The sequence below is a fragment of the Brevibacillus sp. FSL K6-6036 genome, from assembly GCF_037964015.1.
GTDB lineage: Bacteria > Bacillota > Bacilli > Brevibacillales > Brevibacillaceae > Brevibacillus > Brevibacillus borstelensis.
The window spans coordinates 4,705,841-4,729,976 of the sequence record NZ_CP150173.1 but is presented as its reverse complement, the minus strand read 5'-3'; the positions used below and the strand labels follow the sequence as shown (position 1 = coordinate 4,729,976).

Sequence of the window (24,136 nt, the reverse complement as noted above, 5' to 3'; positions counted from 1 at the left end):
ACCATGTTTTTAGTGTACGCAGATGAAAAAGGCAATGTATACGACCACCCCGAGCTGCTCGCGGTGGCTCGCAATGGAGATATATTGACGGAAGTATTGGAAGAAGAATTGATTCCGCTGCCAGAGGGAGCTACACTCGTCAGCCTGCCCGATACCGTTCCGGTCGGGATGGACCCGGACACAGGCGAGATGGTAAAGCTCGACGGCTATACGTCGGTAGGAGCCTTGATCCCTCAAGGCTTTACACGGCTGCTGCTGCCTGGTTACGTGAAGACCGACAAAAATAGCAAGTTTCCGCTGTTTGGATATACAGCAGTTGTATGGAAAGACGATCGTTTCTGGGTAGCAGGCCGTCAGAGCGATGATCCGCACCAGTGGAACCCGCTGCATTTCCCGATGGACGAGCTTCGTCAGCGCGTAGAGAAGACGTTGGAGATGTTCCCGCAAAACCGGATTCTCCACCACCTGTCACACTGTGCATTGGAATACGAATGCCTGACAGCTTCCAACAACTTCTTCCATCGTTGGGAAGGAAGCCTGCCTGTCTCGTATACGTGCAATGCCGGCTGCTATGGCTGTATCTCCGAGCAGCCTGAGGACAGCGGTTTTCCGTCTCCGCAGACGCGGATGAACTTCAAGCCGACAGAGGACGAGCTGGTCGAGGTGATGCTGCATCATTTGCAGACACCGGAGAGCATTATCAGCTTTGGACAAGGCTGTGAAGGGGAGCCTTCCACGATGGCGTCCATCATCGTTCCGGCGATGCGCCGGGTGCGGGAACAGACAGATATGGGCTTTATCAACATCAACACGAATGCGGGCCTGACCGATCACATCAAGGGGATCGTCGATGCCGGTCTTGACCTGATGCGGGTGAGCATCATCAGCGCGATTGACGAGCATTACAACGCGTATTATCGTCCGCGCAACTACACGCTGGAAAATGTGGCCCGCTCGGCGGAGTACGCCGCTTCCAAAGGTGTGTACACGTCCATCAACTACTTGTGCTTCCCAGGCGTGTTCGACCGCGAAGAGGAAATGGAAGCGATGATCGAGTTTATCCGCCGGACAGGCATCAAGCTGATCCAGCTTCGCAACCTGAATATCGATCCCGAGAGCTATCTGGCAATGATCCCGCCAGCCAAGGGAGAGGTGTTCGGCATGAAGCAGGCAATCGAAATTTACCAGGAGGAATTGCCTGACGTCGTCATCGGTTCATTTACACATGTTCCGCCGGAGGATTTGCAGCGGAGGAAAAGGCTGGATAAGAAGTAAATTCAGTTGCTTTTCGATGCTGGCCATGCTACTATTTTCTATGTGTATTTTCTATATAACTCTGTTTCGGCAAACGATTCAGGGCGGAAAAGAGGTGTATGTGAGATGAAACCAGGAATTCATCCTAACTACAATGTAGTGAAAGTAACATGTGCATGCGGTAACGAATTCGAATCCGGTTCCGTGAAGCAAGCGCTGCGCGTGGAGATCTGCTCCAACTGCCACCCGTTCTTCACTGGTAAACAAAAATTCGTCGATGCTGGCGGCCGTGTGGACCGTTTCAAACGCAAATACAATCTTTCCTAATCGGAGATTGGAGCGACCAGGTAGAGCAATCTGCCTGGTTTTGTTTTTTTACCCCGATCACCAAAAATGCTCTTCCCGTCTGCCGGAATGAACCCATACAATAGATGTATAGGCTGTGGGAGACCCAGACCGTGCCCGAGATAAATACGTTTAACAAAAGCAAAGGGAGACAATAGACGTGGCGCAACTATATTTTCGCTATGGAGCAATGAACGCTTCCAAATCCATTCAGTTATTGACCGTGGCCCATAATTACGAACAGTCAGGAAAAAAAGTTCTGGTTTTCACACCCGCCATCGATGACCGCTACGGCGTCGGGAAGGTAGCCTCCCGGGTGGGGATTAGCCGCGAAGCCATTTCGATCGGGGATGACACCGATATATATGCGGTTGTGTCTGCCGAGGAGCCTTATCCTGATTGCGTTCTTGTGGACGAAGGACAGTTCTTGCATGCGGAACACGTTCAACAGCTGGTACGGATCGTCGATGAGCTGGATATACCGGTGATCGTGTACGGCTTATTGAAGAACTTTAAAAACGAATTATTCCCAGGCAGTGCCGGATTATTGAGCGAAGCGGACAAGATCGAGGAAATCAAAACGGTTTGTGTCTACTGCAATAAAAAAGCGACGCACATTCTGAAATACAAAAACGGCAAACCGGTATATACCGGCGAAACGATCGAGATCGGCGGAAACGACACCTACAGCAGCGTCTGCCGTCGTCATTACTACCACCCGCCGGTGGAATAGGCTGGCGTATGGCCGCTTTCCTGTTGTCTGTGCATGGAGATTTCATCTGCTGCGCACACTATGACAAACAGGAGGTGGCTTTTTTATGCGACGCCTGCCCTATGGAAAAAGCGCGGCAGCTGCATTCGGTGCTGCAGCTTTGTTGCTTGTGGCTGCGGTCGGCTGCGGCCGGACGATGCCGCAGGAAAAAAGCTATGGCGCCAACAGCTACGACCCGCAACAGCACGCTACGATCAAGAGTGACCGAAGCGGAGATATCATTGACAGAGGGGCTCCGCCAAAGGAGGATCGCGATCCCTTGATGGGACGAAACCAGAACCCGAATCTGATCATCGGCCACGCCAACGTTCGCAATACCCAGGTTGACATGGACAACATGGAGAGGATGGCTAGATCGGTATCCGGTGTGGAGGATGCAAGGGTTACCCTTGTGGGCGGGAACGCATACGTTACGTTGGACTTGATCCCGAATGTAACGGCCAATCAGGCTCGCACCATCGAACAAGAAGTCATCGCGGCCTTGCGGCAAAAAATACCCCGCTATGATTTCCACGTCACGTCAAACGACGCGTATCACCGATAACCATCTGACGGCTCGGCTTGTCCGGGCTGTTTTTCATGAGCAGGAAAACACCGCCAGATCATGTATTTCTTTGACTTTTTCGGGGTTTCCCCCTATAATTATTCTGTTACTTTCAATATTTTTTTACTGGCAGGCTTCGCTTCCTGGCGATGGCACTGCAGTGCAAAACAGGAAGCTTTCTTCATAGGATTTTTAGTGAAAGCAAGTACTTAATTTTGTCGTAATGGGGTGAATGACAGTGTTCGAGCGCTTGTCTGCGGTTGAAGAGCGTTATGAAGAGGTAACCAATCTACTATGCGACCCCGATGTCATCAGTGACACCAAACGGCTGCGGGAACTGTCCAAGGAGCAGTCTTCTCTGGAGGAGACTGTGACCGTTTATCGTGAATACAAATCGGTAGTATCTCAGTATGAGGACGCAAAGGCGATGCAGGAAGAAAAGCTGGATGACGAGATGCGCGAAATGGTGAAAATGGAAATCGCGGAACTCGCCAAACGCAAGGAACAACTGGAAGATCGGTTGAAAATCCTGCTGCTGCCAAAAGATCCGAATGACGATAAAAACGTTATCGTGGAGATTCGCGGAGCTGCCGGTGGTGATGAAGCGGCGCTGTTCGCGTCCGATCTGTTCCGCATGTACACGCGTTATGCAGAGCGGCACGGTTTCAAGGTGGAAGTTCTGGAAGCCAATCCGACTGACATCGGCGGTTACAAGGAAATTGTCTTTTCTGTCAGCGGCCGTGGGGCCTATAGCAAGCTGAAATTTGAAAGCGGTGCACATCGCGTGCAGCGTATTCCGGCAACCGAGTCGGGCGGCCGGATTCACACGTCTACGTCTACGGTGCTGGTACTGCCGGAAGCCGAAGACGTCGAAGTGGAAATCAACGAAAAAGATATACGCATCGATACTTTCTGTTCCAGCGGTGCGGGTGGACAGAGCGTCAATACGACCAAGTCCGCTGTTCGTGTTACGCATATCCCGACAGGCATCGTGGTGTCCTGTCAGGACGAAAAATCGCAGCATTCCAACAAGGATAAAGCCCTGCGCGTACTGCGCGCCCGCCTGTACGATTACCACATGCAGCAGCAGATGGCGGAGCAGGATGCTACACGCAAAAGCCTTGTGGGAACGGGTGACCGGAGTGAGCGGATTCGCACGTACAACTTTCCGCAAAGCCGCGTGACCGATCACCGAATCGGCCTTACTCTGCATCGTCTCGAGGCGATCCTGGAGGGCGAGATCGACGAAGTGATTGAAAACCTGATGCTGCACGAACAGACGGAGCAGTTGAAAAGCCATGCACACACAGCTTGATTGGTCCGATGTCGTGACGATACGAGAAGCCCTTTCGCGGGCTTCTTCCTTTTTGCGCAAACAGGGAGTAGCCGATCCTATGTTTGAAGCGGAACTGCTGGTACGGCACTGTCTGGGCTGGGACCGGACGAGATTTTTGATTTCGATGGGCGAACCGATTCCTGTGGCAGCGCGCGACCAGCTTGAGGCCCTGTGCGAACGGCGGAGCCGCCGCGAGCCGCTTCAGTACATGTTTGGAACCCAGGAGTTTTACGGACGTCCCTTTCACGTCCGTCCCGGTGTTTTGATTCCGCGTCCCGAGACGGAGATACTCGTGGAGCAGCTGCTTTGCCGGGCGGAGAAGCTATGGCCGGCCGATCAATCGCTGCAGGTCGTCGATATCGGCACAGGCAGCGGAGCCATCTGTGTCACCATTGCTTGTGAACGGCCTCACTGGCAGGTCAGCACAGTGGATCTTTCTCCCGATGCTACGGCCATTGCCCGTGAAAATGCGGAGCAGCTCGGAGCCAGGGTCCGCTTTTTGCAAGGGGACCTGGTACAGCCGCTTTTGGAGGCCCATGAGCGCGTAGACATTCTCGTGTCCAATCCGCCTTATATACCAAGCCGCGATGTAGATGAGCTGGATGATGAAGTAAAGGCATATGAGCCTCGGCTCGCGCTTGACGGGGGAGACGACGGTCTGGACTGTTATCGCCGTCTCTGCGATGCCCTGCCAAGCCTTTTGAAGCAGACAGCTCTGGTCGGGTTTGAGGTTGGAATACATCAAGCCCGTGATGTCGCCAGTCTGATGAAGGCTTCAGGGGTGATTGACCAGGTAGAGATCGTCGCTGATTTGGCTGGAATCGACCGCGTCGTAATCGGGATCAGAACGGGTCGGAAGGAATAGAGAGGAAACAGAGGGGTAGAAGAAATCGAAGATAAATCAAAGAAAGCGGCTCAAGCAGCCGTTTTTTTGTTTTGTTATAATTGCAAAATATGGTATTATATGGTTGGTTGATGGCGTGAACAACTATGCAAAAATAGGCAGCTGCAGATCTTCGTCTGAATCTTTCAAATCGATAGGTATATTCCCAAGCCTCCCTGTCCATACTGATTTCTAAAGAGAGACAGAAGAGAAATCAGTTATGAGAGGGAGAAGGGTATCTATGAAACGGTTCTTTTTCGTAGCGTTTAGCTTTTTGACACTGATGATGAGCTGGGAGGGACAGCTTACATCCGCCAACGTGCTCGACAATGGACCGATCCCTCAGGAGTCTATCCGACTGCGAATTATCGCCAACAGCGATTCCATACAAGACCAGTGGCTGAAGCGGGAAGTCCGCGATGCCATTATCGATCAAATGAACGTCTGGGTAAAAGACATCCGTTCCTACGATGAAGCGAAGGTGATCGTCGCCAGCAAATTGCCGGAGCTGCAGGCACTTGTCGATAAGACCATGCACGAACGGGGCTTCTCGTATAAAGCAGAAGTTGATTTTGGACGGGTGCCGTTTCCAACGAAGCTGTACGGCTCCTACGTCTATCCCGCAGGTGATTACGAAGCGCTCCGCGTCCGCATCGGCGACGCACAGGGACAAAATTGGTGGTGCGTACTGTTTCCGCCGCTCTGCTTTATCGACATGTCCAACGGCGACGCGATCGCGTCCGCTCAAGTTGAAAATGAAAGTGAATCACTCCCAACGAAAACAGCAGCCGATGCCAAAGCACCGACTGCCGACTTGGAACCTATATCGAAAAATACCGGGGAAAACGCTCCTCTGAACGATCTGGAAGAAGAGCGCGCGTCCCATCAGCAGTGGCGCCTGTCTCGCATGGAAGAAAGCTGGATGGGAGCCACAGCCGAAACCAACGATCATCAGGATGCTGGTGACATATCTGTACAAGCCTTTTCAGGAAGTGTCTCTGTACAAGAGCAGTCTCGGGAAGACGCAGGCCAAAGCGAGGAGACTGCCCCTGTACAGCCAAAAGTGGAAGTCCGTTTTTACCTCTGGGACAAGCTGGCTTCCCTCTTCTAACCAAGCCCCTCTCCTGCCTGTTCCTTATGGAGCAGGCTTTTTTTAATGGCTGGGCTCTTCCTTGCTTATAACTCATCCCGTTTGCACGATACAAACAAGCCTTACTTCAACAATTGGGCAACCTCCGGATTATACAGGTTAAAGACGTTCCCGGTAGGAATGGTGAAAGCAGGCATTCCAATGGCATAGGGACCGATTTCGTATTGGCCGAAATGAATGACAAGCTTGCCATTCTCGAAAGCAAACGACTGGTTTTCGGAAACGCCGGGGAATCCGTCCGCGATCCCGCTCAAATCCGGGTCTGCTTTGATTTGTTGGGCAATCAAATGGCTCAGGACATAGCGATAGTCATATCCAGGGCGGAAAAGATCGGAAAGCTGGAGGTTCTTCGCTTTTTCCACATTGGCGAGGTTGTAATAGACAACATCTGTTATCCCGTGGGCGCCCCCTGTGTAGCGGTACGTTTGAACGGCGAACGATACGAGCTTGCCGTTCATGTGCACTTCATAGGAGATGTCCAGAGCATGGGGCCGAAGCTCGTATCCGTATTTTTTGGCGGTGGCGGCATCTTCCTTGGCCATGTCTTGCGTTTCTTTGAGCGAGTCCTGGGCAAGTTTTTGCAGTTCAGCATTGAGCTTGGTCTCAAACGCCTTGTCTTTGAGTCCGCTGATGACAGGAATAGAAATCTTGGCCTCATACTCGGCCGTTTTGGCCTGAATCGTTTTCGGAGTGAAAACGACTCCCTGTACCTGAGCTTTTTGTGCAGGTGCAGCCGATGGCGCCGCTATGGCTGGCGTTGTTGCCGATGTGGCGGCAGCCATAGCGGGGGCGTTGACAGCGGCGAGCAAGAACGCTGCGCCAACAAGGCTGGTGACAATGGACTTGGACGGGGTTTTCATGCTTCCTCAATCCTTTCGCGGAAAAACAATGGATGTTATTTGATAGATAAATGATACTACAAGGAAACAAGGGCGAAGGTTAAAAAAAAGTAACAGGATTGTTTTCCACCGACTGCCACAAGTTATTCACAAGTTATTCACAGGCTGTTGAAAACTTTTGCTTCCAACACTATACTTAAGGCACAAATCGTATACGAAGATGCGTATTGGAAAGGAATTTGACAGATGGCTTTGAAACGGAAAACAAAGGTATGGATTGTGGATAAAAATGTGGAAAATCTCCAAGCTTGTACACAGATTGTGGATGCAGCCCAATTTTTGCGTGATGGAGAAACCGTGGCTTTTCCTACGGAAACCGTATATGGTTTGGGGGCCGATGCATTGTCTGACGAGGCTGTGGAAAAAATATTCATGGCAAAAGGAAGACCGAGCGATAATCCACTGATTGTTCACATTGCAGATAAAGAGCAGGTTAACGATATTGCATCGTCTCTTCCGGAGAAAGGCGCTGCCCTGATTGAGGCGTTTTGGCCGGGACCATTGACTTTGATCCTGCCAAAAACAGAGAGAGTGGCTTCGCTGGTGACGGCGGGTCTTGATACGGTGGGCGTGCGTATGCCGGATCATCCCGTGGCATTGGCGCTGATTAAACAGGCGGGGGTCCCTGTGGCGGCTCCCAGTGCCAATCGCTCGGGCAGACCCAGTCCTACGACAGCTGAGCATGTCATGGCAGACCTTGCAGGCAGGATCGTCGGCGTAGTAGACGGCGGAGCGACTGGCGTGGGTGTAGAGTCGACCGTGCTTGATGTAACGGTAGAGCCTCCGCTTATTTGCAGACCGGGCGGAATTACGCGCGAGCAACTGGAGGAAGTCATCGGAGAGGTGGCGATCGATCCGGCCTTTTTGCCGGATGCGGCAGAAGCTCCGCGCTCGCCGGGGATGAAGTACACGCACTACGCTCCAGAAGGGGAGATGTGGCTCGTCGATGGCGAGGAGTCCCGGGTGTACGAGCAGATGCGCACCATGCTCGCTGAGGCAAAACGGCACGGGCGCAAGACGGGCGTGATGGCAACAATGGAATCGCTCCCCTACTGGCGGCAGCAGCAGGTAGCAGATGTGGTCATTTCTGTCGGTTCGCGCTCGGAGCTTGAACAGGTAGCCCAGCACTTGTACGGTGTTCTCCGGCAGTTTGACGACGAACAGGTGCAATTTATCGTCGGCGAGACATTTCCGCGCTCAGGCATCGGCATGGCTGTCATGAACAGGCTGGAAAAAGCTGCGGGAGGACGCATTTTGGCTGTGTAACGAAAGGTTTGGCTTTTATCAGCATGTCTAAACTCCCTCTTGTCCGCATAAAAGTGAAGACAGGAGGGGAGCGACGTGGACCTTGCCTTATTTCACTGGGGTCAGTTTCTGACTCTGCTCATGATTGCTCTTGCTTTGAGTATGGATGCCTTTTCACTCGGAGTAGGCGTGGGCATGATTGGCATTCGGCTGAGAGAGATACTGAAAGTGAGCGTTACGATCGGCTTGTTCCACATCGCTATGCCATTGGTCGGGATCGCAGTGGGCGGCTACTTATCCGATATGATCGGGGATATAGCGGTTTTCGTCGGGGGAACTGTCCTGATGGGCATCGGCGTACATATGATTTGGAACGGGTTTGCCAACGGTGACGAAAAAAGCATGCTGCGGACGAAGGGCTTCGGGCTGCTTCTGTTTGCCTTCAGCGTCAGCCTGGACGCATTGACGGTAGGGTTTTCGTTCGGACTGATGGAGATCAACCGGTTTCTGGCAGTCACATTGTTTGGCATAATGGGAGGAACGATGTCTTATTGTGGACTGCTGATCGGGCGGAGTATGGGAGGATGGCTGGGGGAATACAGCGAAGTATTAGGAGGACTTATCCTGCTTGGTTTTGGGTTGAAATTTATCCTGTGAAGCGACTATGGCCCGGCAGCTTCTCCTCAAGCGGGCAGCCCGGATCGGCTTTGCCCTTTTGTCCATTCCGGGAGGCGAAAGGCAGCGCACAAGGAAGGAGTTGAAAGCATGAAACGGATTTTGTTTGTATGCACGGGAAATACATGCCGCAGTCCGATGGCAGAGGCGTTGTTTCGGACACTTGCGGCAGGCAGCGATTGGGAAGTGAGGTCTGCGGGCGTGGCTGCATACGAAGGGCAGCCGGCTTCTCAGCAGGCTGTTCAAGTATTGGCGGAGTGCGGAATCGATCACAACCATCAGGCTACGCGGATAAACGGTGACCTGATCCTTTGGGCTGACCTGATTCTGACGATGGCCCACAGTCACAAGTCGCTGATTGTCAGCTACTTTCCTGAGGCGCAGCAAAAAGTGTTTACTTTGAAAGAATACGTCGGCGCCAATGACGGGGGCGATATTGCCGATCCGTTCGGCGGTACGGTCGAGGAATACCGCAAATGTGCCCGTGAAATCCAGGTCCTGTTGGACAAGCTTTGGGCTCACTTGTCCCGGCAGCAGTAGATTGCTGGACCAGACAAAAGATGCCCGGATCCAATCCGATAGCAATTGTCGCAAGTTTTTGGTAGACTTTTACCTAAACCTTGCTAATGGACGAACATTATCTTTGTTTTTAGTAAAAATGTTCACTTTTTACCGGGCGTTATCTGAGTTATAATAAAAATAGCAAAAGCGTAAGCGAGGGATACTGATGAAAGTGGCGATTGGTGCCGACCACGGTGGATATAAATTAAAAGAGGAAATCAAGAAGCTGCTGGCGACGATGAACGTGGAAGTGGCCGATTTCGGCTGCTCTTGCGAAGACTCGGTCGACTACCCGGACTATGCTCTTCCTGTTGCGGAAAAGGTAGCGGCAGGAGAATTTGACCGAGGCATTTTGGTGTGCGGGACAGGGATCGGGATGTCGATCGCAGCCAACAAGGTTCCCGGCATCCGCTGCGCACTTGTCCATGACACATTTTCGGCGAGAGCGACGAGGGAGCACAACAACACCAACGTGCTGGCAATGGGTGAGCGGGTTATCGGCCCCGGCCTTGCCCTTGACATCGTCAAGATTTGGCTGGAGACCGATTTCCAAGGAGGCCGCCACGAGCGCCGCGTGGAGAAGATCACCGAGATCGAAGCCAAACATGCGGGAGTGAAGTAAGGTGGACCTGCTTCGCATCGAACAGCAAGCCAGGGAAGTCGTTTCCGAGGTAGCGGGCTTGGCCGAGCTTCGGCCGGGCATGCTGCTTGTTATCGGCTGCAGCACCAGCGAGGTGGCCGGCAAACACATTGGCAAAGCGGGCAGCCGGGAGGTGGCGGAGGCCCTGTTCCGGGGAATTTCCGCTGCGGCGCAAGAACGGGGATTTTCGCTGGCTTTCCAATGTTGCGAACATTTGAACAGAGCTCTCGTCGTCGAGCGGGAGACGATGGAGAAATGCGGGCTTGAGGAGGTCTCTGTCGTGCCTGTTCCCAGCGCGGGCGGCTCAATGGCAGCTTGCGCCTTTGAACAGATGGCAGCTCCCGTTGTTGTCGAGCACATAAAGGCTCACGCGGGCATCGACATCGGAGATACCCTGATCGGAATGCATCTGAAGCATGTAGCGGTACCGGTCCGGCCGACCATTCGCCAGATCGGAGAGGCGCATGTAACGGCAGCGCGCACCCGTCCGAAGCTGATCGGCGGTTCCCGTGCCGTCTATGAGCGCACCTCGTCCAATCAAAGCTGCATGTGACTGTGGCATTTTCGCCAGTTATGGCTGTTCCCCTTTGCGGGAACCCCTTTTCATAACTAAAACAAAGATCCAGGAGGAGAAAAAACCATGCTAGAGTTTTTGCGCAAACAGGACCCACAAGTAGCGGAAGCGGTCGGTCTGGAACTGGGCAGACAGCGGGACAAAATCGAGCTGATCGCATCTGAAAACTTCGTCAGCCGTGCCGTCATGGAAGCGATGGGAACGGTATTGACCAACAAGTACGCTGAAGGCTATCCAGGCCGTCGTTACTACGGTGGCTGTGAATATGTAGACATCGTGGAAAACATCGCGCGCGACCGCATCAAGGAACTGTTTGGTGCCGAACACGCCAATGTACAGCCTCACTCCGGCGCCCAAGCCAATATGGCTGTCTACTTCACCATATTGAAGCCGGGCGATACCGTGCTGGGGATGAACCTGTCTCACGGCGGGCACTTGACGCATGGCAGCCCGGTCAACTTCTCCGGGTCTCTCTACAATTTCGTCGAATACGGAGTGGACGAGCAATCCCATCTGATCAATTACGATGATGTGCGCGCCAAAGCGCTTGAGCACAAGCCGAAGCTGATCGTGGCAGGAGCCAGCGCGTATCCGCGCACGATTGACTTTGCCAAATTCCGTGAAATCGCCGACGAGGTCGGTGCGTACTTCATGGTGGATATGGCCCATATCGCCGGACTTGTGGCGGCTGGACTGCATCCGAATCCGGTGCCGCATGCGCACTTCGTTACCTCGACCACGCACAAGACCCTGCGCGGTCCTCGCGGCGGTCTGATTCTGTGCAAGGAAGAATTTGCCAAGGCTATCGACAAGTCCGTATTCCCGGGCGTGCAAGGCGGGCCGTTGATGCACGTCATCGCAGCCAAGGCCGTTTCATTTGGCGCAGCGCTCCAGCCTGAATTCAAGGCGTACGCCCAGCAAATCGTAAACAACGCCCGCGCCTTTGCCGAAGCCCTGCAAGCAGAGGGATTGACGCTCGTCTCTGGCGGAACGGACAACCACCTCGTCCTCGTAGATGTGCGCAACCTCGGCCTGACTGGAAAAGTGGCTGAGCATCTGCTCGATGAAGTCAATATCACGACCAACAAAAATACGATTCCTTACGATCCGGAAAGCCCGTTTGTCACCAGCGGTGTCCGCATGGGTACCCCGGCAGTGACCAGCCGCGGATTTGACGAAGCAGCGATGAAGGAAGTAGCAGCCATCATTGCGCTCACCCTGAAAAACCCGGAAGATGCGGCCAAGCACGAGGAAGCAAGACAACGCGTCTCCGCCCTCTGCCAACGCTTCCCGATGTACGAAGGCCTGACTGTATAAGCGGGAAAGGCTGGAAAGATAAGGTCGGTACACCTGCAAGTACATCAAGCGACATCATTAGCAAATTACAAATAGCAAACATAGTAAAAAGGCCTCGCAAGCATAAGCGGGGCCTTTTTTCGTCTATAGAAACCATCCAATCATCCAAAAGCTACGAGGCCCACACAAAAGCAACGGCCAAGGTACATCCGTCCGATCTATCCTCCACCTCTTCGATCTTGCCAACGAAAAGCCCAAAGACCGATCCACCCCAACGGATGTAGAGATGAAAGCGGAGAAAAAAGCGAAGGGTCTTTGGGACACCTCCCAGGCCATGGTCCAAAAGCGGAACACGCTTTTAGCGGCCAACCTCTGAGACACCCCCAGAATCAACGACTTTTGGCCGCGTTCCGCTTTTGGAGCAGGGCCGGACAGCGCATACCCCCAGGCAGTGTCCCACCGAACCCTGAGCGTTTTCTCCGCTTTCATCTCCTCCACCAAAGCCGCGAACAAAGATCTTTTCATTTTTGCTCTTGCCCAAAAAGGTGTCGAACCAAAGCCCCTAATGACGAAAGATTACGCAAATTGACGTCCGCCCCTCCCTCCGCTATTATGGAAAGGATATATTGACAAGTGGAAACGGAGGAACATACATGAGCCGCGTATACGTGTTAGATCATCCGCTGATCCAGCATAAGGTAACATTCATCCGCGACAAAAACACGGGAACCAAAGAGTTCCGCGAGCTGGTGGACGAGGTAGCCACACTGATGGCTTACGAGATCACCCGAGATATGCCTCTGGAGGAGACAACCATCGAAACGCCGGTGGCAACCTGCAAAGCGCGTGTAATTGCCGGTAAAAAAGTGGGACTGATCCCGATTCTCCGCGCAGGCCTGGGAATGGTGGACGGGATTCTGCAGCTGATCCCGGCTGCGAAGGTAGGCCACGTGGGCCTTTACCGCGATCCGGACACACTGCAGCCCGTAGAGTACTATGTAAAGCTGCCGACGGATATCGCGGAGCGTGAACTGATCGTAATCGACCCGATGCTGGCGACCGGCGGCTCTGCTGCCGCGGCCATTGATGCCCTGAAAAAGCGCGGAGCGAAAAGCATGAAGCTGATGTGCCTCATCGCAGCTCCGGAAGGCATCAAGCTGGTCCAGGACGAGCATCCTGACGTCGATATCTACGTAGCGGCTATTGACGAGTACCTGAACGATCACGGCTACATCATCCCGGGTCTTGGCGACGCCGGCGACCGACTGTTTGGGACAAAGTAGGAGAGGGAATCCGATGAAGAAGCTAAAAGTGATGACTGTCTTCGGGACGCGGCCGGAAGCGATCAAAATGGCGCCGCTCGTCCATGAGCTCAGCAAGCATGAAGAGCACATCGAACCGATTGTTTGCGTGACAGCGCAGCACCGTCAAATGCTGGATCAGGTGCTGGAGATTTTCCATATTCAGCCTGATATCGACCTGAACATCATGAAGGACCGGCAGACGCTTGTGCAGATCACGACCCGGGCACTTGAAGCGCTCGACCAAGTGATCAAGGAAACAAAACCAGACATTGTCCTCGTTCACGGCGATACGACCACGACCTTTGTAGCCAGCCTGGCAGCCTTCTACAACCAGGTGGCGATCGGACATGTGGAGGCGGGGCTTCGCACGTGGGACAAGTATTCCCCGTTCCCTGAGGAGATGAACCGCCAACTGACTGGCGTCATGGCAGATCTCCATTTTTCGCCGACGGAAGGCTCCGCAGACAACCTGCGCCGGGAAAACAAGCCGGAGGAGTCCATCTACATTACCGGAAACACGGCGATCGACGCACTGAAAACGACAGTCCGGGACGATTACACCCATCCGGTACTGGATCGGGTGCAGGGGAAAAAGATGGTGCTGATGACCGCTCACCGCCGCGAGAATCTGGGCGAGCCGATGCGCCGCATTTTCCGTGCGGTCAGACGCCTGATCGACGAGCATGAGGATATCGCTGTCGTCTATCCGGTTCACTTGAACCCGGCTGTCCAGGATGTGGCGCAGGAGGTGCTGGGCGGTCACGATCGCATTCATCTGATCGAGCCGCTGGATGCTTTTGATTTTCACAACTTCGCCCGCCGTGCCCATCTGATCCTGACGGATTCGGGGGGAGTCCAGGAAGAAGCTCCATCTCTCGGTGTTCCAGTGCTGGTGCTGCGCGACACGACGGAGCGGCCGGAAGGAATCGCTGCTGGAACGCTGAAGCTGGCAGGAACGGACGAAGATCAGGTGTACCGGATGGCTGATCACCTGCTGCGCGATGCCGCCGCCTACCATGAGATGGCGCAGGCAGCCAACCCGTATGGAGACGGAGAAGCGTCACGCCGCATTGTCGAGGCGATTCTTCACCACTTTGGCATGAGACAGGAGCGTCCCGAGCCGTTTACGCCCGGCCGCTAACGCTATTCCAATTCCATACCCCAACGAGAACGGACAACAAAGAGGCGCGTGGTTTCAGCGCCTCTTTTTCGATGTCAATGTAAAATGTTTACATTGGTTCGTTTTTCCAATGCGGAATCTGCATGGAAGACCGAAACTATCCCCCCTGTCACAGCGTCTATTATATAGTTGTGTACATAAGCAGACACAGAGAAGGAAATGGGAGAGGAGTTATCAACATGAGAGCGCGGAAGGTTTTGTCGCTGCTCACGGCTGCCGCTGTGGCCTGGGGAGCTTTTGCTCCGTTTGCGCCGCTGGCAAGCAATGTGGCTCAGGCGCGGGCGGAGACGAGTATGCTGCAATTGATGTGGCAAACGACCATTGGGGAAGGTACTACCTTACATAAATATACGAAGTCCTTTGCAGATAAACAAATCAATGTCATGGTGACCAAGGTTGATTTGACCAACCCCTATGTCGAGGTAAAGCCGGTCTATGGCACGAAAGGAAAGCTGACAGATCGTCAAACCGTTACCCAGATGGCCCGGGAAACAGGAGCGGTTGCCGCGATTAATGCAGACTTTTTCAACATGTCCAAACGCGGCGCACCATTCGGAATCGTCATGAAAGACAAAGAACTGGTGTCGTCAATGGGGCTGGTGTCTTACTGGTACAGCCTCGGGATTACCAGTGACAAAACGGCTCTGATCGAAAAGTTTGGGTTTACCGGCAAAGTAACGGCGCCAAACGGCAATGCGTTCCCGCTGCAAGGGGTGAACAAGGAAGAGTACAATCCCAGCGACAATCGCAAGAGCCATATGAACCAATTGAACATGTACACGCCTTCGTTCGGCCAGACAAGCCTGGGTACGATTCCCGGCTACAAGGATGTCGTCGAGGTCTTGTTTGTGGACAACGTGGCGAAGGAAGTACGCATCAATCAACCGGGCTTCTACATCCCTTACAACGGCTATGTGCTGTGGGGGCATGGAACAGCAGCCAATTTCCTGAAACAGAACTTCCCGGTCGGATCGACGGCTCATGTCGAGTATCAGACTACTCCGAACAGCCACGATTGGGCGCAGGCGGTTGGCGGGAACGTCCTGCTGGTTGACCAGGGCAGGGCGCTTACGTCGTTTCAGGCGGACAAATCGATCGTGTCTCTGAATGCGCGGACGGCTGTCGGCATCACACAGGATGGAAAAACGTTGTTGATGGTGACAATTGACGGCACCAATGGCGTTTATTTGGACGAGCTGGCCAAAATCATGGCCGAGCTTGGCTCATATCGGGCCGTCAACTTCGACGGTGGAGGCTCCACCACGATGTCTGTACGGATGCTTGGCGATACGCAAGCCAACCTGGCAATCAAGACGACAGGAGGTTCCGAGCGGCGAGTGCCTACGGGACTGGCGGTCTACAATACAGCTCCTCCGGGAGAATTGAAGGGCTTTGTCATCAATGGCCCGGCCGAGATGCTGATTGGCCAAACGGCAGAATTTACAACCAAAGCGTACGATACTCACTACCAGCCATACGCCATTGATCCTTCGATGATCTCCTGGCAGGCAAACCAACCAGATGCCGGTTCGTTTACCGGCAACAAGTTCACGCCGATGAAATCCGGGCAGATTGCCTTTACGGCGAGATCGGGAAGCGTCGCGCAGCAAAAAGAGGTTCACGTAATCTCCGGAAGCGAAGTGCAGCAGATAGTCGTGTCGCCTAACCCGATTTCTGTCGCACCGGGCCAAACGCTCACACTCGACGTGAAAATCAAGACGAAAAAAGGTCAATTGGTGCAGGCGACGCCGCTCAGCGTCCAGACCAGCGTGGATTCCCAGGTAGCGTCTGTAAACGACCAGCTGCAGCTGATCGCAGGCGAAGAGACGGGCAACGGCACCTTGACCGTCGTATACGATGGCGTAGCGACCAATGTTCCGTTTACCGTAGGTCAGCTGGAACAGCCGTGGATCACCTTTGACAATCAGGCAGGCATGCACCACGCATCCATCCCTGAGTCGCTGAGTTCGCATGGTTCGTTTACGGCAGTATCCGATCCTGTATTCCGGACGCACAAGTCAGCCAAGCTGGCGTACAACTTCACCGGAGCGCCTCAAGGCCAGTTGCGCTTTGCCTACGGCCGGATCGCCGCCCAGCCGCAGCAGATCCCGGGCAAGCCGATCGGTCTGGGCCTGTGGGTAAACGGCGACAACAGCAAGCATTGGCTGCGGGCCGAAGTAATTGACGCCCACGGCAAGCCTGTCTACGTCGATCTGGCCCAAGAGATTGACTGGACCGGATGGAAGCAGGTAAAAGGCTACTTCCCGGCAAACGTGGCCTATCCGCTGCAGTTGAAGAGCATCTACGTTGTGGATCGTCCGGAAGACGGCCACCAGCAAGACAAAGGCACGCTGTACTTTGACGAAGTCTCGCTCATTATGCCAGGCTCCGCAGGGACAGCGCCGAAAGGAACCAACGTCGTTCCAGAGGTGCCGGGAACGCTCTCGCTGGGAGCAGAGCTCGATCTGGGCTACTCGTTTGAGCGTACAGCGCCTTTCCTGGACATGGCTTCGATCAAAGTAAATTCGATCGTGCCGCAGCCGCTTCCAGGCTATGTCCCGGCTGACTACTCCTTTACGATCAAGCCGGAGACGTACAAAGACGGTCAGGATGACAGAATCACCACATCTCCGCTGACATTGACCTTGACGCCGAAGAACTGGATCGCCGGCAAAGGAGTAGGTCTCCTGTACGTAAACGAAATCAACAAGACGTTTGACCCGCTGCTCGGTACGAGAAATGCGCAGGGACAGTGGGTCTACGAGGTAAATGACTACGGTACCTACATTCCGTACTATCTGGATGGTGCGGGCGGCAGTGCAGCCTTTACGGACATTTCCAAACACGCAGCCAAGAAGGAAATCACCTGGATGGCTGAAAAAGGGTACGTAAAGGGGCTGACGGAAACGACGTTTGGTCCCGAGGTCGCCCTCACCAGGGCCCAGTACGTCACGCTTTTGGCCCGTACCTTTAACTGGGAGCTGCCAGCGTCGCCCAAGCTGAGCTTCAAGGACAAAGTTCCGGCCTATGCCCAGGGAGCAGTCCAAGTAGCGATTGCCAAAGGGCTAGTAAAAGGCTACCCGGACAACACCTTCCGTCCGGATCAGCCTGTGACCCGGGCAGAGGCAGCCGTTATTCTGGACCGTGTACTGAAGAAAAAGGCGACTCCTGCCAAAGCGATGTCGGACAAAAAGTCGTGGCCATCCTGGGCGACCCAGTCGATCAACAACACGGTAGGCCAGGGACTGATAGACCCGCTGGGCAGCAAATTTGAACCGAATAAACCGGCGACCCGGGCAGTTACTGTCGTCGCGCTGTATCGGATATTGAACAAATCGTAGCACCTGTAAAACCGGCTTCTTCTTAAAGTGAAGAGGCCGGTTTTTTGTGTTTCTGCTCCTAACAGTCTATTGAGGAAAACAAAGGAGGCAGGTATACTTTATTTGTTAACTAATTTTACTAAATGGTTAACAAATAAATTTGGAGGAGGGCTGTTCCATGTCTATTTCACCGTACAGCTACGAAGAGCTCGCGCGGAAAAACAAGGAGTACCTCTGGAATCCGTTCACCCAAATGAAAGATTACATAGCGGATGACCCGGTGATCATTGCCAGAGGAGAAGGCATCAAACTGATCGATGTCCAGGGAAAGGCCTACTACGACGGGTTTTCATCCGTCTGGCTCAACGTCCACGGACACAATGTGCCGGAGTTGAATCAGGCCATTGTCGACCAACTGAACCAGGTCGCGCATTCCACTTTGCTGGGGATGGCGAACATCCCGTCGATCCTGCTGGCTGAGCAGCTCGTTCGGATCGCGCCTCCAGGTTTGACCAAGGTGTTTTACTCCGACAGCGGCGCTACGGCAGTGGAGATCGCGATCAAGATGGCGTTTCAATACTGGCAAAATCTCGGCAAAACCGGCAAGCGCTCCTTTATCACCATGAAAAACGCTTATCACGGGGATACCATCGGTGCAGTCAGCGTAGGGGCAATCCCGCTGTACCACGAGGTATACCGACCGTTGTTGTTTTCCCCGTACACGATTCCGTATCCGTACCCGTATCGCCACGAGGGCGAAAAATCGGCAGCAGATACGACAATAGCCTGTCTCGAGCAGCTCCTGGAAGAAAAAGCGGACGAGATCGCAGCGCTGATCGTCGAGCCGGTCGTCCAGGGAGCGAGCGGGATGATTTTGATGCCGGATGGCTGCCTTCAAAAAATGGCGGAACTGGCGAAGAAGTACGATGTGCTGCTCATCGCGGACGAGGTGGCGACCGGATTTGGCCGTACGGGGAAAATGTTCGCCTGCGAGCATGAAGGGGTTGTACCGGATATTATGACGATCGCCAAGGGCATTACCGGCGGTTATTTGCCTGTCGCTGCCACAATGACCACAGAGCGGGTGTACCAAGCCTTTTACGCGGATTACGAAGAACAGAAAACCTTTTTCCACGGGCATTCCTACACGGGGAACCCGCTCGGCTGCGCAGTCGCCCTGGCCAATTTGCGACTGATGGAACAGCGGAGGCTTGTCGATGAGGTAGCCCAAAAATCGGAGAAGCTGGGGGAAATGCTAAGGCCGCTGGCGGCATTCCCGCACGTAGGCGAGGTCCGGCAAAAAGGATTCATGGTCGGGATCGAGCTTGTACGCGACAAACACACAAAGGAAAGCTACCACTGGAATGAGCGCATCGGTGTGCGGGTGACGAAATCGGCCCGCGAACGAGGGCTGCTGACAAGACCGCTCGGGAACGTGATCGTGCTCATACCGCCGCTGGTCAGCACAGAGGATGACCTGGCCGCGATGGTCGACATTTTGGCAGCCTCGATCCGGGAGGTGACGGAAGGATGAGCGATGTCGCAGCCGATAAGCCGGTGAAATGGACAGGACTTTTTGTTTCCGGAACGGATACGGGTGTCGGAAAAACGATAATCACCGCCGGTCTGGCAGCCGTCCTGCGAGCGGACGGACTTGAAATAGGGGTTTACAAGCCGGTTCAGTCAGGAGGAGAAACCGAGGAAATGCGGGACTCCTATCTGCTCCGCGCCATTTCGGGTGTCAGTGATGCACCAGAAGAGATTGCTCCCTTTTCTTTTTCCGCTCCGCTTGCTCCTCTGCTCGCTGCGGAGGCTGAGGGAGTTGCGCTTTCATTGCCCCGGGTCGCAGCAGCAGGAGAACCGCTGAAACAGAAATACAAGGCTCTTCTGGTGGAGGGGGCGGGCGGACTCGCCGTGCCGCTGACAAAGACAGAGCTGATCGTCGATTTTGCGGCTTATCTGGGAATGCCGGTACTGCTTGTGGCAAGGGCCGGTCTGGGGACGATTAACCATACGATTCTTTCTGTGGCCTATGCCCGTCAGCATGGTCTCAGGGTAGCAGGCGTCATCCTGAACGGTTATCGCCCGAATGACAGCGATAAAAGCATGGAGAGCAATGCCGCTTTGATCGAAGAGTACGCCGGAGTGCAAGTGCTGGGACAAATCCCCTGGATGGAGGGGGAAATCTCGCAGACCTCCGTCACAGAAGCGATACGAGCTTACGCCGATACAGAAAAGATTCGAGAGCTGTTTTCCATTTCCACACGATAAGAAGAGGAGAGAAAGAGCATGAGCGTGAGTCTGAACACGGTGCACTGGAGCCGACTGGCCAAAAAAGCGCTGCAGGGAGATTTGTTGACACAAGAGGAGGCGCTTTCCGTTCTGCAAGCAGACGATGAAGAGGTGCTGCCGATCCTGCAGGCGGCTTTTCAGGTCCGCAAGCATTTCTATGGAAAAAAAGTAAAGCTGAACATGATCATCAATGCCAAAAGCGGTCTTTGCCCGGAGGATTGCGGTTACTGCTCCCAGTCCATCGTGTCCAATGCTCCGATTGAAAAGTACGCCTTTTTAGACAAGGAAACACTGATAGCCGGTGCTCGTGAGGCGCAGAACAGGCAAGCGGGCACATACTGCATCGTGGCATCCGGCCGCGGACCGACGGAACGCGAGCTGGAACAGGTGATCGAAGCAGTACGGGAGATCCGCGAGACGATGCCGCTGAAAATATGTGCCTGCCTGGGCATCCTCAAGCCGGAGCAAGCGGCCCGCCTGAAAGAGGCAGGCGTCCACCGCTACAACCACAATGTAAACACCAGCCGGTCCAATTACGGTCAGATCACGTCCACTCACACCTACGACCAGAGGGTAGAAACCGTAGAGGCGGCCAAGCAGGCAGGGCTGTCGCCTTGTTCCGGAGTGATCATCGGGATGGGAGAGACGGACGAAGAAATTGTGGAAATGGCTGTCGCCCTGAGGAGCATCGATGCAGATTCGATCCCCGTTAATTTTCTCAACGCCATCCCAGGCACTCCGTTGGAAAATCGCGGACGGACACCGGCAATGAAGGCCTTGAAGGTGCTGGCCCTGTTCCGCTTCATTTGCCCTTCAAAGGAGATCCGCGTCGCGGGAGGCAGGGAGAAAAATCTGCGTACGCTTCAGCCGCTGGCCCTTTATGCCGCCAACTCCATTTTTGTAGGGGATTACTTGACGACGCCCGGGCAAGAGGTAACGCTTGATCATCAAATGATTGAGGACCTTGGCTTTGAGATTGAGCAGTGTGCGCTGTAGGAGTGTGACCCAGTTGACGGCAGACAGCGGATATTCGTGGATGGAAGCGGAGTTGACGAAACGAAAGGAAAGCTTCTTGTACAGAGAGCTGCAAAAACACGATAAGATCGATTGTTCGCCGCTTGCACCTTCCGGCATGCCTTGCCTGCGTGACGAGTTTGATCAGCGCGAGGATTTTGTTTTCGACCTGGCTGAAAACGACGCAGACAAGTGGCTGTCGATCAGGGGAGAGAAGCTGTTCAACCTTTCGTCCAACAACTATTTGGGACTGTCAGGGGATCTGAGGCTTGTTCAGGCAGCTGCCGACGCTGCCATGCGGCTTGGAGCGGGAGCGACTGCTTCCCGTCTCGTCAGCGGCAATCACGTCTGCTACAGCGAGCTGGAGGAAGAGCTGGCGAGGTGGAAGGGGCGGGAAGCCGCGTTGGTGTTTGCCAACGGCTACATGGCCAATCTCGGTGTGATTTCAGCATTGGTGGGACGAGGCGATGCTGTGTTCAGCGACCGGCTCAACCATGCCAGCATCGTGGATGGCATCATTCTCAGCAGAGCAGACCATTACAGGTACCGGCACAACGACATGGATCATCTGGAATCCCTGCTAAAGAAGCACAGCGGAAGCAAAAGGCGCATGCTGATCGTCGCCGACGCTGTCTTTTCGATGGATGGTGACAGCGCTCCTCTGCGCGAGCTGGTGGAGCTCCGGGACCGCTATCACGCCTTGCTGCTGGTTGATGAAGCCCATTCCGGCGGTGTTCGTGGAGAGCGCGGAGAAGGTCTTTGCCATGAATACGGCTTGCACGGGCGGGTAGACGTGATCATGGGGACGTTCAGCAAAGCGTTTGGCGTTTACGGCGCGTACGTTTGTGCGGATGAGGTGCTGATCCGCTATCTGGTCAATACGGCCAGGCCGCTGATTTACTCGACGGGCTTGCCGCCGATGGTCGTCGCTTCCGTTCAGGCGTCCCTGCAGATCGTGCAGGAGGAAGGCTGGCGAAGAGAGAGGCTGCGGAGACTTGGCAGGTGGTTTCGGGATCAGCTGCGCCAGGCGGGATTATCCGTGATGGAGGGAGATTCGCCGATAGTCCCCTGGTTGATCGGCAGCAACGACCGTGCGCTTCGCATCAGCCGTGCTCTGGCGGAAAGGGGCATATCGGCGGTTGCGATCCGTCCTCCCACTGTCCCCGAGGGCGAAGCGCGGATTCGGTTTTCGCTCATGGCCACCCATGCCAAAACCGAACTTGCTGGAGTGCTGGAACAGATACGTGAGGTGGCTTATGCGGAACAGGAGGCGTACAGATGAAAGCCGTCATGCTGTGGATAAATGGCTGGGCCATGCCCGATGAGGTTTGGGAGCCGATTGTTGACGCCTTGGATGATTGTGAGCATAGAAGACCGGATTACTCGCGGATTGTTCACCCCGAGCAGTTTTACACGGCTGTCCGCGAGCAGCTTTCACCGTTGCGCTCCATGCCGCTCATCGTGATCGGATGGTCGATGGGCGGTATGCTTGGGCTTCGCCTTGCCCAAGAATCCGCGGTGGACGGTTTGATTGCGATTGGCACCGCAGCGAGGTTTGTCGGCAGCCGTGGCGATGGGAGCAGCGGATGGCAGGACACCCATCTGCGGCTCATGAGTCGAAAGCTGACCCGAAACCGGGAACAGGTAATCGGCGACTTTCACTACTCGATGTTCACGCAGGCAGAAAGGGAGAGGATTGCGGATGTCGGGGTCAGACTGGCTGACAAATGGCCGCAGCCGACACTGCTTGCCGGTCTATCCTACCTGCAAAAGGAGGATTGCAGTCCGCTGCTGCCGGAGATTGCCTGTCCCGTCACGGTGATTCACGGAACAGAGGATGGGATCTGTCCCTACCGGGCAGGAGTGGAGCTCGCATCCGGCCTATCTGCATCCGCCCTTTCCGCATCCGCTCTTTCCTCTGCCCGGCTGGTGTCTGTTCCGGGCGGCGGCCACGCCATCCCGCTCCTGTATCCGGAAATCATCATAGAAGAAGCCAAAAGGATGGTGGGCAGGTATGGCAAATGAACTTGTCAGCAAACGTTTCAGCGCAAAGGCAGCCACTTATGATCAGTACGCCGTCGTCCAGCAGGAGATGGCTTCCATTCTGGCCAAGTCAATTTTCTCCGGGACCCGGCAGGTGCAGAGCCTGCTCGAGATCGGGAGCGGCACCGGCGGGCTGACCTGGCTTTTGCGAGCGCAGTTTCCCCTATGCGAGTATGTGGCGCTTGATATCGCGCCGGGGATGGTAAAGCAGGCACGCGAGCGTTTCAGGGAAGATACGCGCATACGGTTTGAGCTGGCTGATGTGGAACGATGGGTATGGGAGGAGCGATCCGAGACATACGATTTGGCCGCCTCCAGCGCCTGTTTCCAATGGCTCCAGCAGCCAGCCCGAACGGCAGCGGGATTATACAAGCTTTTAAGACCCGGCGGGCAGCTGTTCTTCTCTACGTTTGGGCCGGGAACCTTTCAGGAGCTGCATCGCTCCTTTGACTCCGCCTACCGCCTGCTTGATCGGCCTCCAGAGCGGCATGGTCTTTCCTATCTGACCCCGGAACAATGGCGGGATATTTGTCTGGGGGCAGGGTTTGCGTCCGTGGAGTCTGAGCGGACCAGGCGAACGCTCTACTACCCCGACGTCCGCAGCTTTTTGCAGGCTGTCAAAGCGATCGGGGCAAATGCGGGAGGAAAGAGCAGCGGCGCTGGATTGGGGCAGCGGCGATTATTGACCGCGATGATGGCAGAGTACCAACGCTTGTACGGGGATGAAAGAGGCGTACCGGTTACGTACGAGCTTGTCTTTATACGGGCCAAAAAGGCATAGCCCTTGCGTTGTTGGAAAGAAACAGCCT

The 24,136-nt window shown here is 54.5% G+C and carries 23 protein-coding genes; 22 read left to right on the top strand and 1 reads right to left on the bottom strand.

From position 1 onward, the window contains the following. The first annotated feature begins 3 nt into the window (after window positions 1-3). From NST37_RS23215 to spoIIR, 7 genes are all read left to right on the top strand, one after another. A complete protein-coding gene (locus tag NST37_RS23215; RefSeq protein WP_003388446.1) occupies window positions 4-1,275 on the top strand; it encodes a radical SAM protein in 1,272 nt (423 codons plus the stop codon). Window positions 1,276-1,380: 105 nt separating this feature from the next. Next, window positions 1,381-1,581 (top strand): 50S ribosomal protein L31, encoded by a 201-nt coding sequence (rpmE, locus tag NST37_RS23210; protein ID WP_003388445.1) that lies wholly within the window; start codon window positions 1,381-1,383, stop codon window positions 1,579-1,581. Between the two features lie 178 nt (window positions 1,582-1,759). Further along, a complete protein-coding gene (locus NST37_RS23205) occupies window positions 1,760-2,332 on the top strand; it encodes a thymidine kinase (protein ID WP_024983749.1) in 573 nt (190 codons plus the stop codon). A gap of 85 nt (window positions 2,333-2,417) precedes the next feature. Further along, a complete protein-coding gene (locus NST37_RS23200; protein WP_339185918.1) occupies window positions 2,418-2,915 on the top strand; it encodes a YhcN/YlaJ family sporulation lipoprotein in 498 nt (165 codons plus the stop codon). A gap of 238 nt (window positions 2,916-3,153) precedes the next feature. Continuing rightward, window positions 3,154-4,230, top strand: coding sequence for a peptide chain release factor 1 (prfA, locus tag NST37_RS23195; RefSeq protein ID WP_003388441.1), 1,077 nt, complete (start codon window positions 3,154-3,156; stop codon window positions 4,228-4,230). Then, window positions 4,214-5,116: a peptide chain release factor N(5)-glutamine methyltransferase gene (gene prmC, locus NST37_RS23190; RefSeq protein ID WP_339185917.1), complete on the top strand. Its 903-nt coding sequence runs from the start codon at window positions 4,214-4,216 to the stop codon at window positions 5,114-5,116. The genes prfA and prmC overlap by 17 nt, the downstream gene beginning before the upstream one ends. Before the next feature lie 259 nt (window positions 5,117-5,375). After that, window positions 5,376-6,245, top strand: a complete 870-nt coding sequence (gene spoIIR / locus NST37_RS23185; RefSeq protein ID WP_339185915.1) for a stage II sporulation protein R — start codon at window positions 5,376-5,378, stop codon at window positions 6,243-6,245. Window positions 6,246-6,346: 101 nt separating this feature from the next. On the opposite strand, the gene NST37_RS23180 is transcribed toward spoIIR, so the two are convergent. Further along, window positions 6,347-7,144, bottom strand: a complete 798-nt coding sequence (locus NST37_RS23180; protein ID WP_031932678.1) for a DUF3298 and DUF4163 domain-containing protein — start codon at window positions 7,142-7,144, stop codon at window positions 6,347-6,349. Between the two features lie 225 nt (window positions 7,145-7,369). On the opposite strand from NST37_RS23180, the gene NST37_RS23175 reads away from it, so the two are divergent. From NST37_RS23175 to bioC, 15 genes are all read left to right on the top strand, one after another. Next, window positions 7,370-8,449: an L-threonylcarbamoyladenylate synthase gene (locus NST37_RS23175; protein WP_172920728.1), complete on the top strand. Its 1,080-nt coding sequence runs from the start codon at window positions 7,370-7,372 to the stop codon at window positions 8,447-8,449. A gap of 75 nt (window positions 8,450-8,524) precedes the next feature. Continuing rightward, on the top strand, window positions 8,525-9,085 hold the full coding sequence (locus NST37_RS23170; protein WP_003388436.1) for a manganese efflux pump MntP family protein: 561 nt from the start codon (window positions 8,525-8,527) through the stop codon (window positions 9,083-9,085). A 108-nt stretch (window positions 9,086-9,193) separates the two neighbouring features. Next, a complete protein-coding gene (locus NST37_RS23165) occupies window positions 9,194-9,643 on the top strand; it encodes a low molecular weight protein arginine phosphatase (RefSeq protein ID WP_003388435.1) in 450 nt (149 codons plus the stop codon). A gap of 187 nt (window positions 9,644-9,830) precedes the next feature. Beyond that, window positions 9,831-10,286 (top strand): ribose 5-phosphate isomerase B, encoded by a 456-nt coding sequence (gene rpiB / locus NST37_RS23160; RefSeq protein WP_003388434.1) that lies wholly within the window; start codon window positions 9,831-9,833, stop codon window positions 10,284-10,286. Window position 10,287: 1 nt separating this feature from the next. Further along, window positions 10,288-10,857: a TIGR01440 family protein gene (locus tag NST37_RS23155; RefSeq protein ID WP_003388433.1), complete on the top strand. Its 570-nt coding sequence runs from the start codon at window positions 10,288-10,290 to the stop codon at window positions 10,855-10,857. Between the two features lie 87 nt (window positions 10,858-10,944). Further along, window positions 10,945-12,195 (top strand): serine hydroxymethyltransferase, encoded by a 1,251-nt coding sequence (gene glyA, locus NST37_RS23150; RefSeq protein ID WP_339185913.1) that lies wholly within the window; start codon window positions 10,945-10,947, stop codon window positions 12,193-12,195. 632 nt (window positions 12,196-12,827) lie between these two features. Then, window positions 12,828-13,457 carry a uracil phosphoribosyltransferase gene (gene upp, locus NST37_RS23145; RefSeq protein WP_003388430.1) on the top strand — a complete coding sequence of 210 codons (630 nt, stop codon included), beginning with the start codon at window positions 12,828-12,830 and terminating at the stop codon, window positions 13,455-13,457. A gap of 13 nt (window positions 13,458-13,470) precedes the next feature. Then, window positions 13,471-14,619, top strand: a complete 1,149-nt coding sequence (gene wecB, locus NST37_RS23140) for a UDP-N-acetylglucosamine 2-epimerase (non-hydrolyzing) (RefSeq protein ID WP_003388429.1) — start codon at window positions 13,471-13,473, stop codon at window positions 14,617-14,619. 218 nt (window positions 14,620-14,837) lie between these two features. Beyond that, window positions 14,838-17,999, top strand: coding sequence for a phosphodiester glycosidase family protein (locus NST37_RS23135; protein ID WP_024983757.1), 3,162 nt, complete (start codon window positions 14,838-14,840; stop codon window positions 17,997-17,999). Window positions 18,000-18,156: 157 nt separating this feature from the next. Continuing rightward, window positions 18,157-19,512, top strand: coding sequence for an adenosylmethionine--8-amino-7-oxononanoate transaminase (gene bioA / locus NST37_RS23130; protein WP_024983758.1), 1,356 nt, complete (start codon window positions 18,157-18,159; stop codon window positions 19,510-19,512). Continuing rightward, window positions 19,509-20,249, top strand: a complete 741-nt coding sequence (gene bioD / locus NST37_RS23125; RefSeq protein WP_003388426.1) for a dethiobiotin synthase — start codon at window positions 19,509-19,511, stop codon at window positions 20,247-20,249. Before bioA ends, bioD begins: the two co-directional genes overlap by 4 nt. 18 nt (window positions 20,250-20,267) lie before the next feature. Further along, on the top strand, window positions 20,268-21,266 hold the full coding sequence (gene bioB, locus NST37_RS23120) for a biotin synthase BioB (RefSeq protein ID WP_003388425.1): 999 nt from the start codon (window positions 20,268-20,270) through the stop codon (window positions 21,264-21,266). 13 nt (window positions 21,267-21,279) lie between these two features. After that, window positions 21,280-22,566 carry an 8-amino-7-oxononanoate synthase gene (bioF, locus tag NST37_RS23115; RefSeq protein ID WP_003388424.1) on the top strand — a complete coding sequence of 429 codons (1,287 nt, stop codon included), beginning with the start codon at window positions 21,280-21,282 and terminating at the stop codon, window positions 22,564-22,566. Beyond that, window positions 22,563-23,309, top strand: coding sequence for an alpha/beta hydrolase (locus tag NST37_RS23110; protein ID WP_031932675.1), 747 nt, complete (start codon window positions 22,563-22,565; stop codon window positions 23,307-23,309). Before bioF ends, NST37_RS23110 begins: the two co-directional genes overlap by 4 nt. Then, complete coding sequence (bioC, locus tag NST37_RS23105) at window positions 23,299-24,108, top strand: malonyl-ACP O-methyltransferase BioC (protein ID WP_327926454.1); 810 nt, start codon at window positions 23,299-23,301, stop codon at window positions 24,106-24,108. Before NST37_RS23110 ends, bioC begins: the two co-directional genes overlap by 11 nt. Window positions 24,109-24,136: the final 28 nt, after the last annotated feature.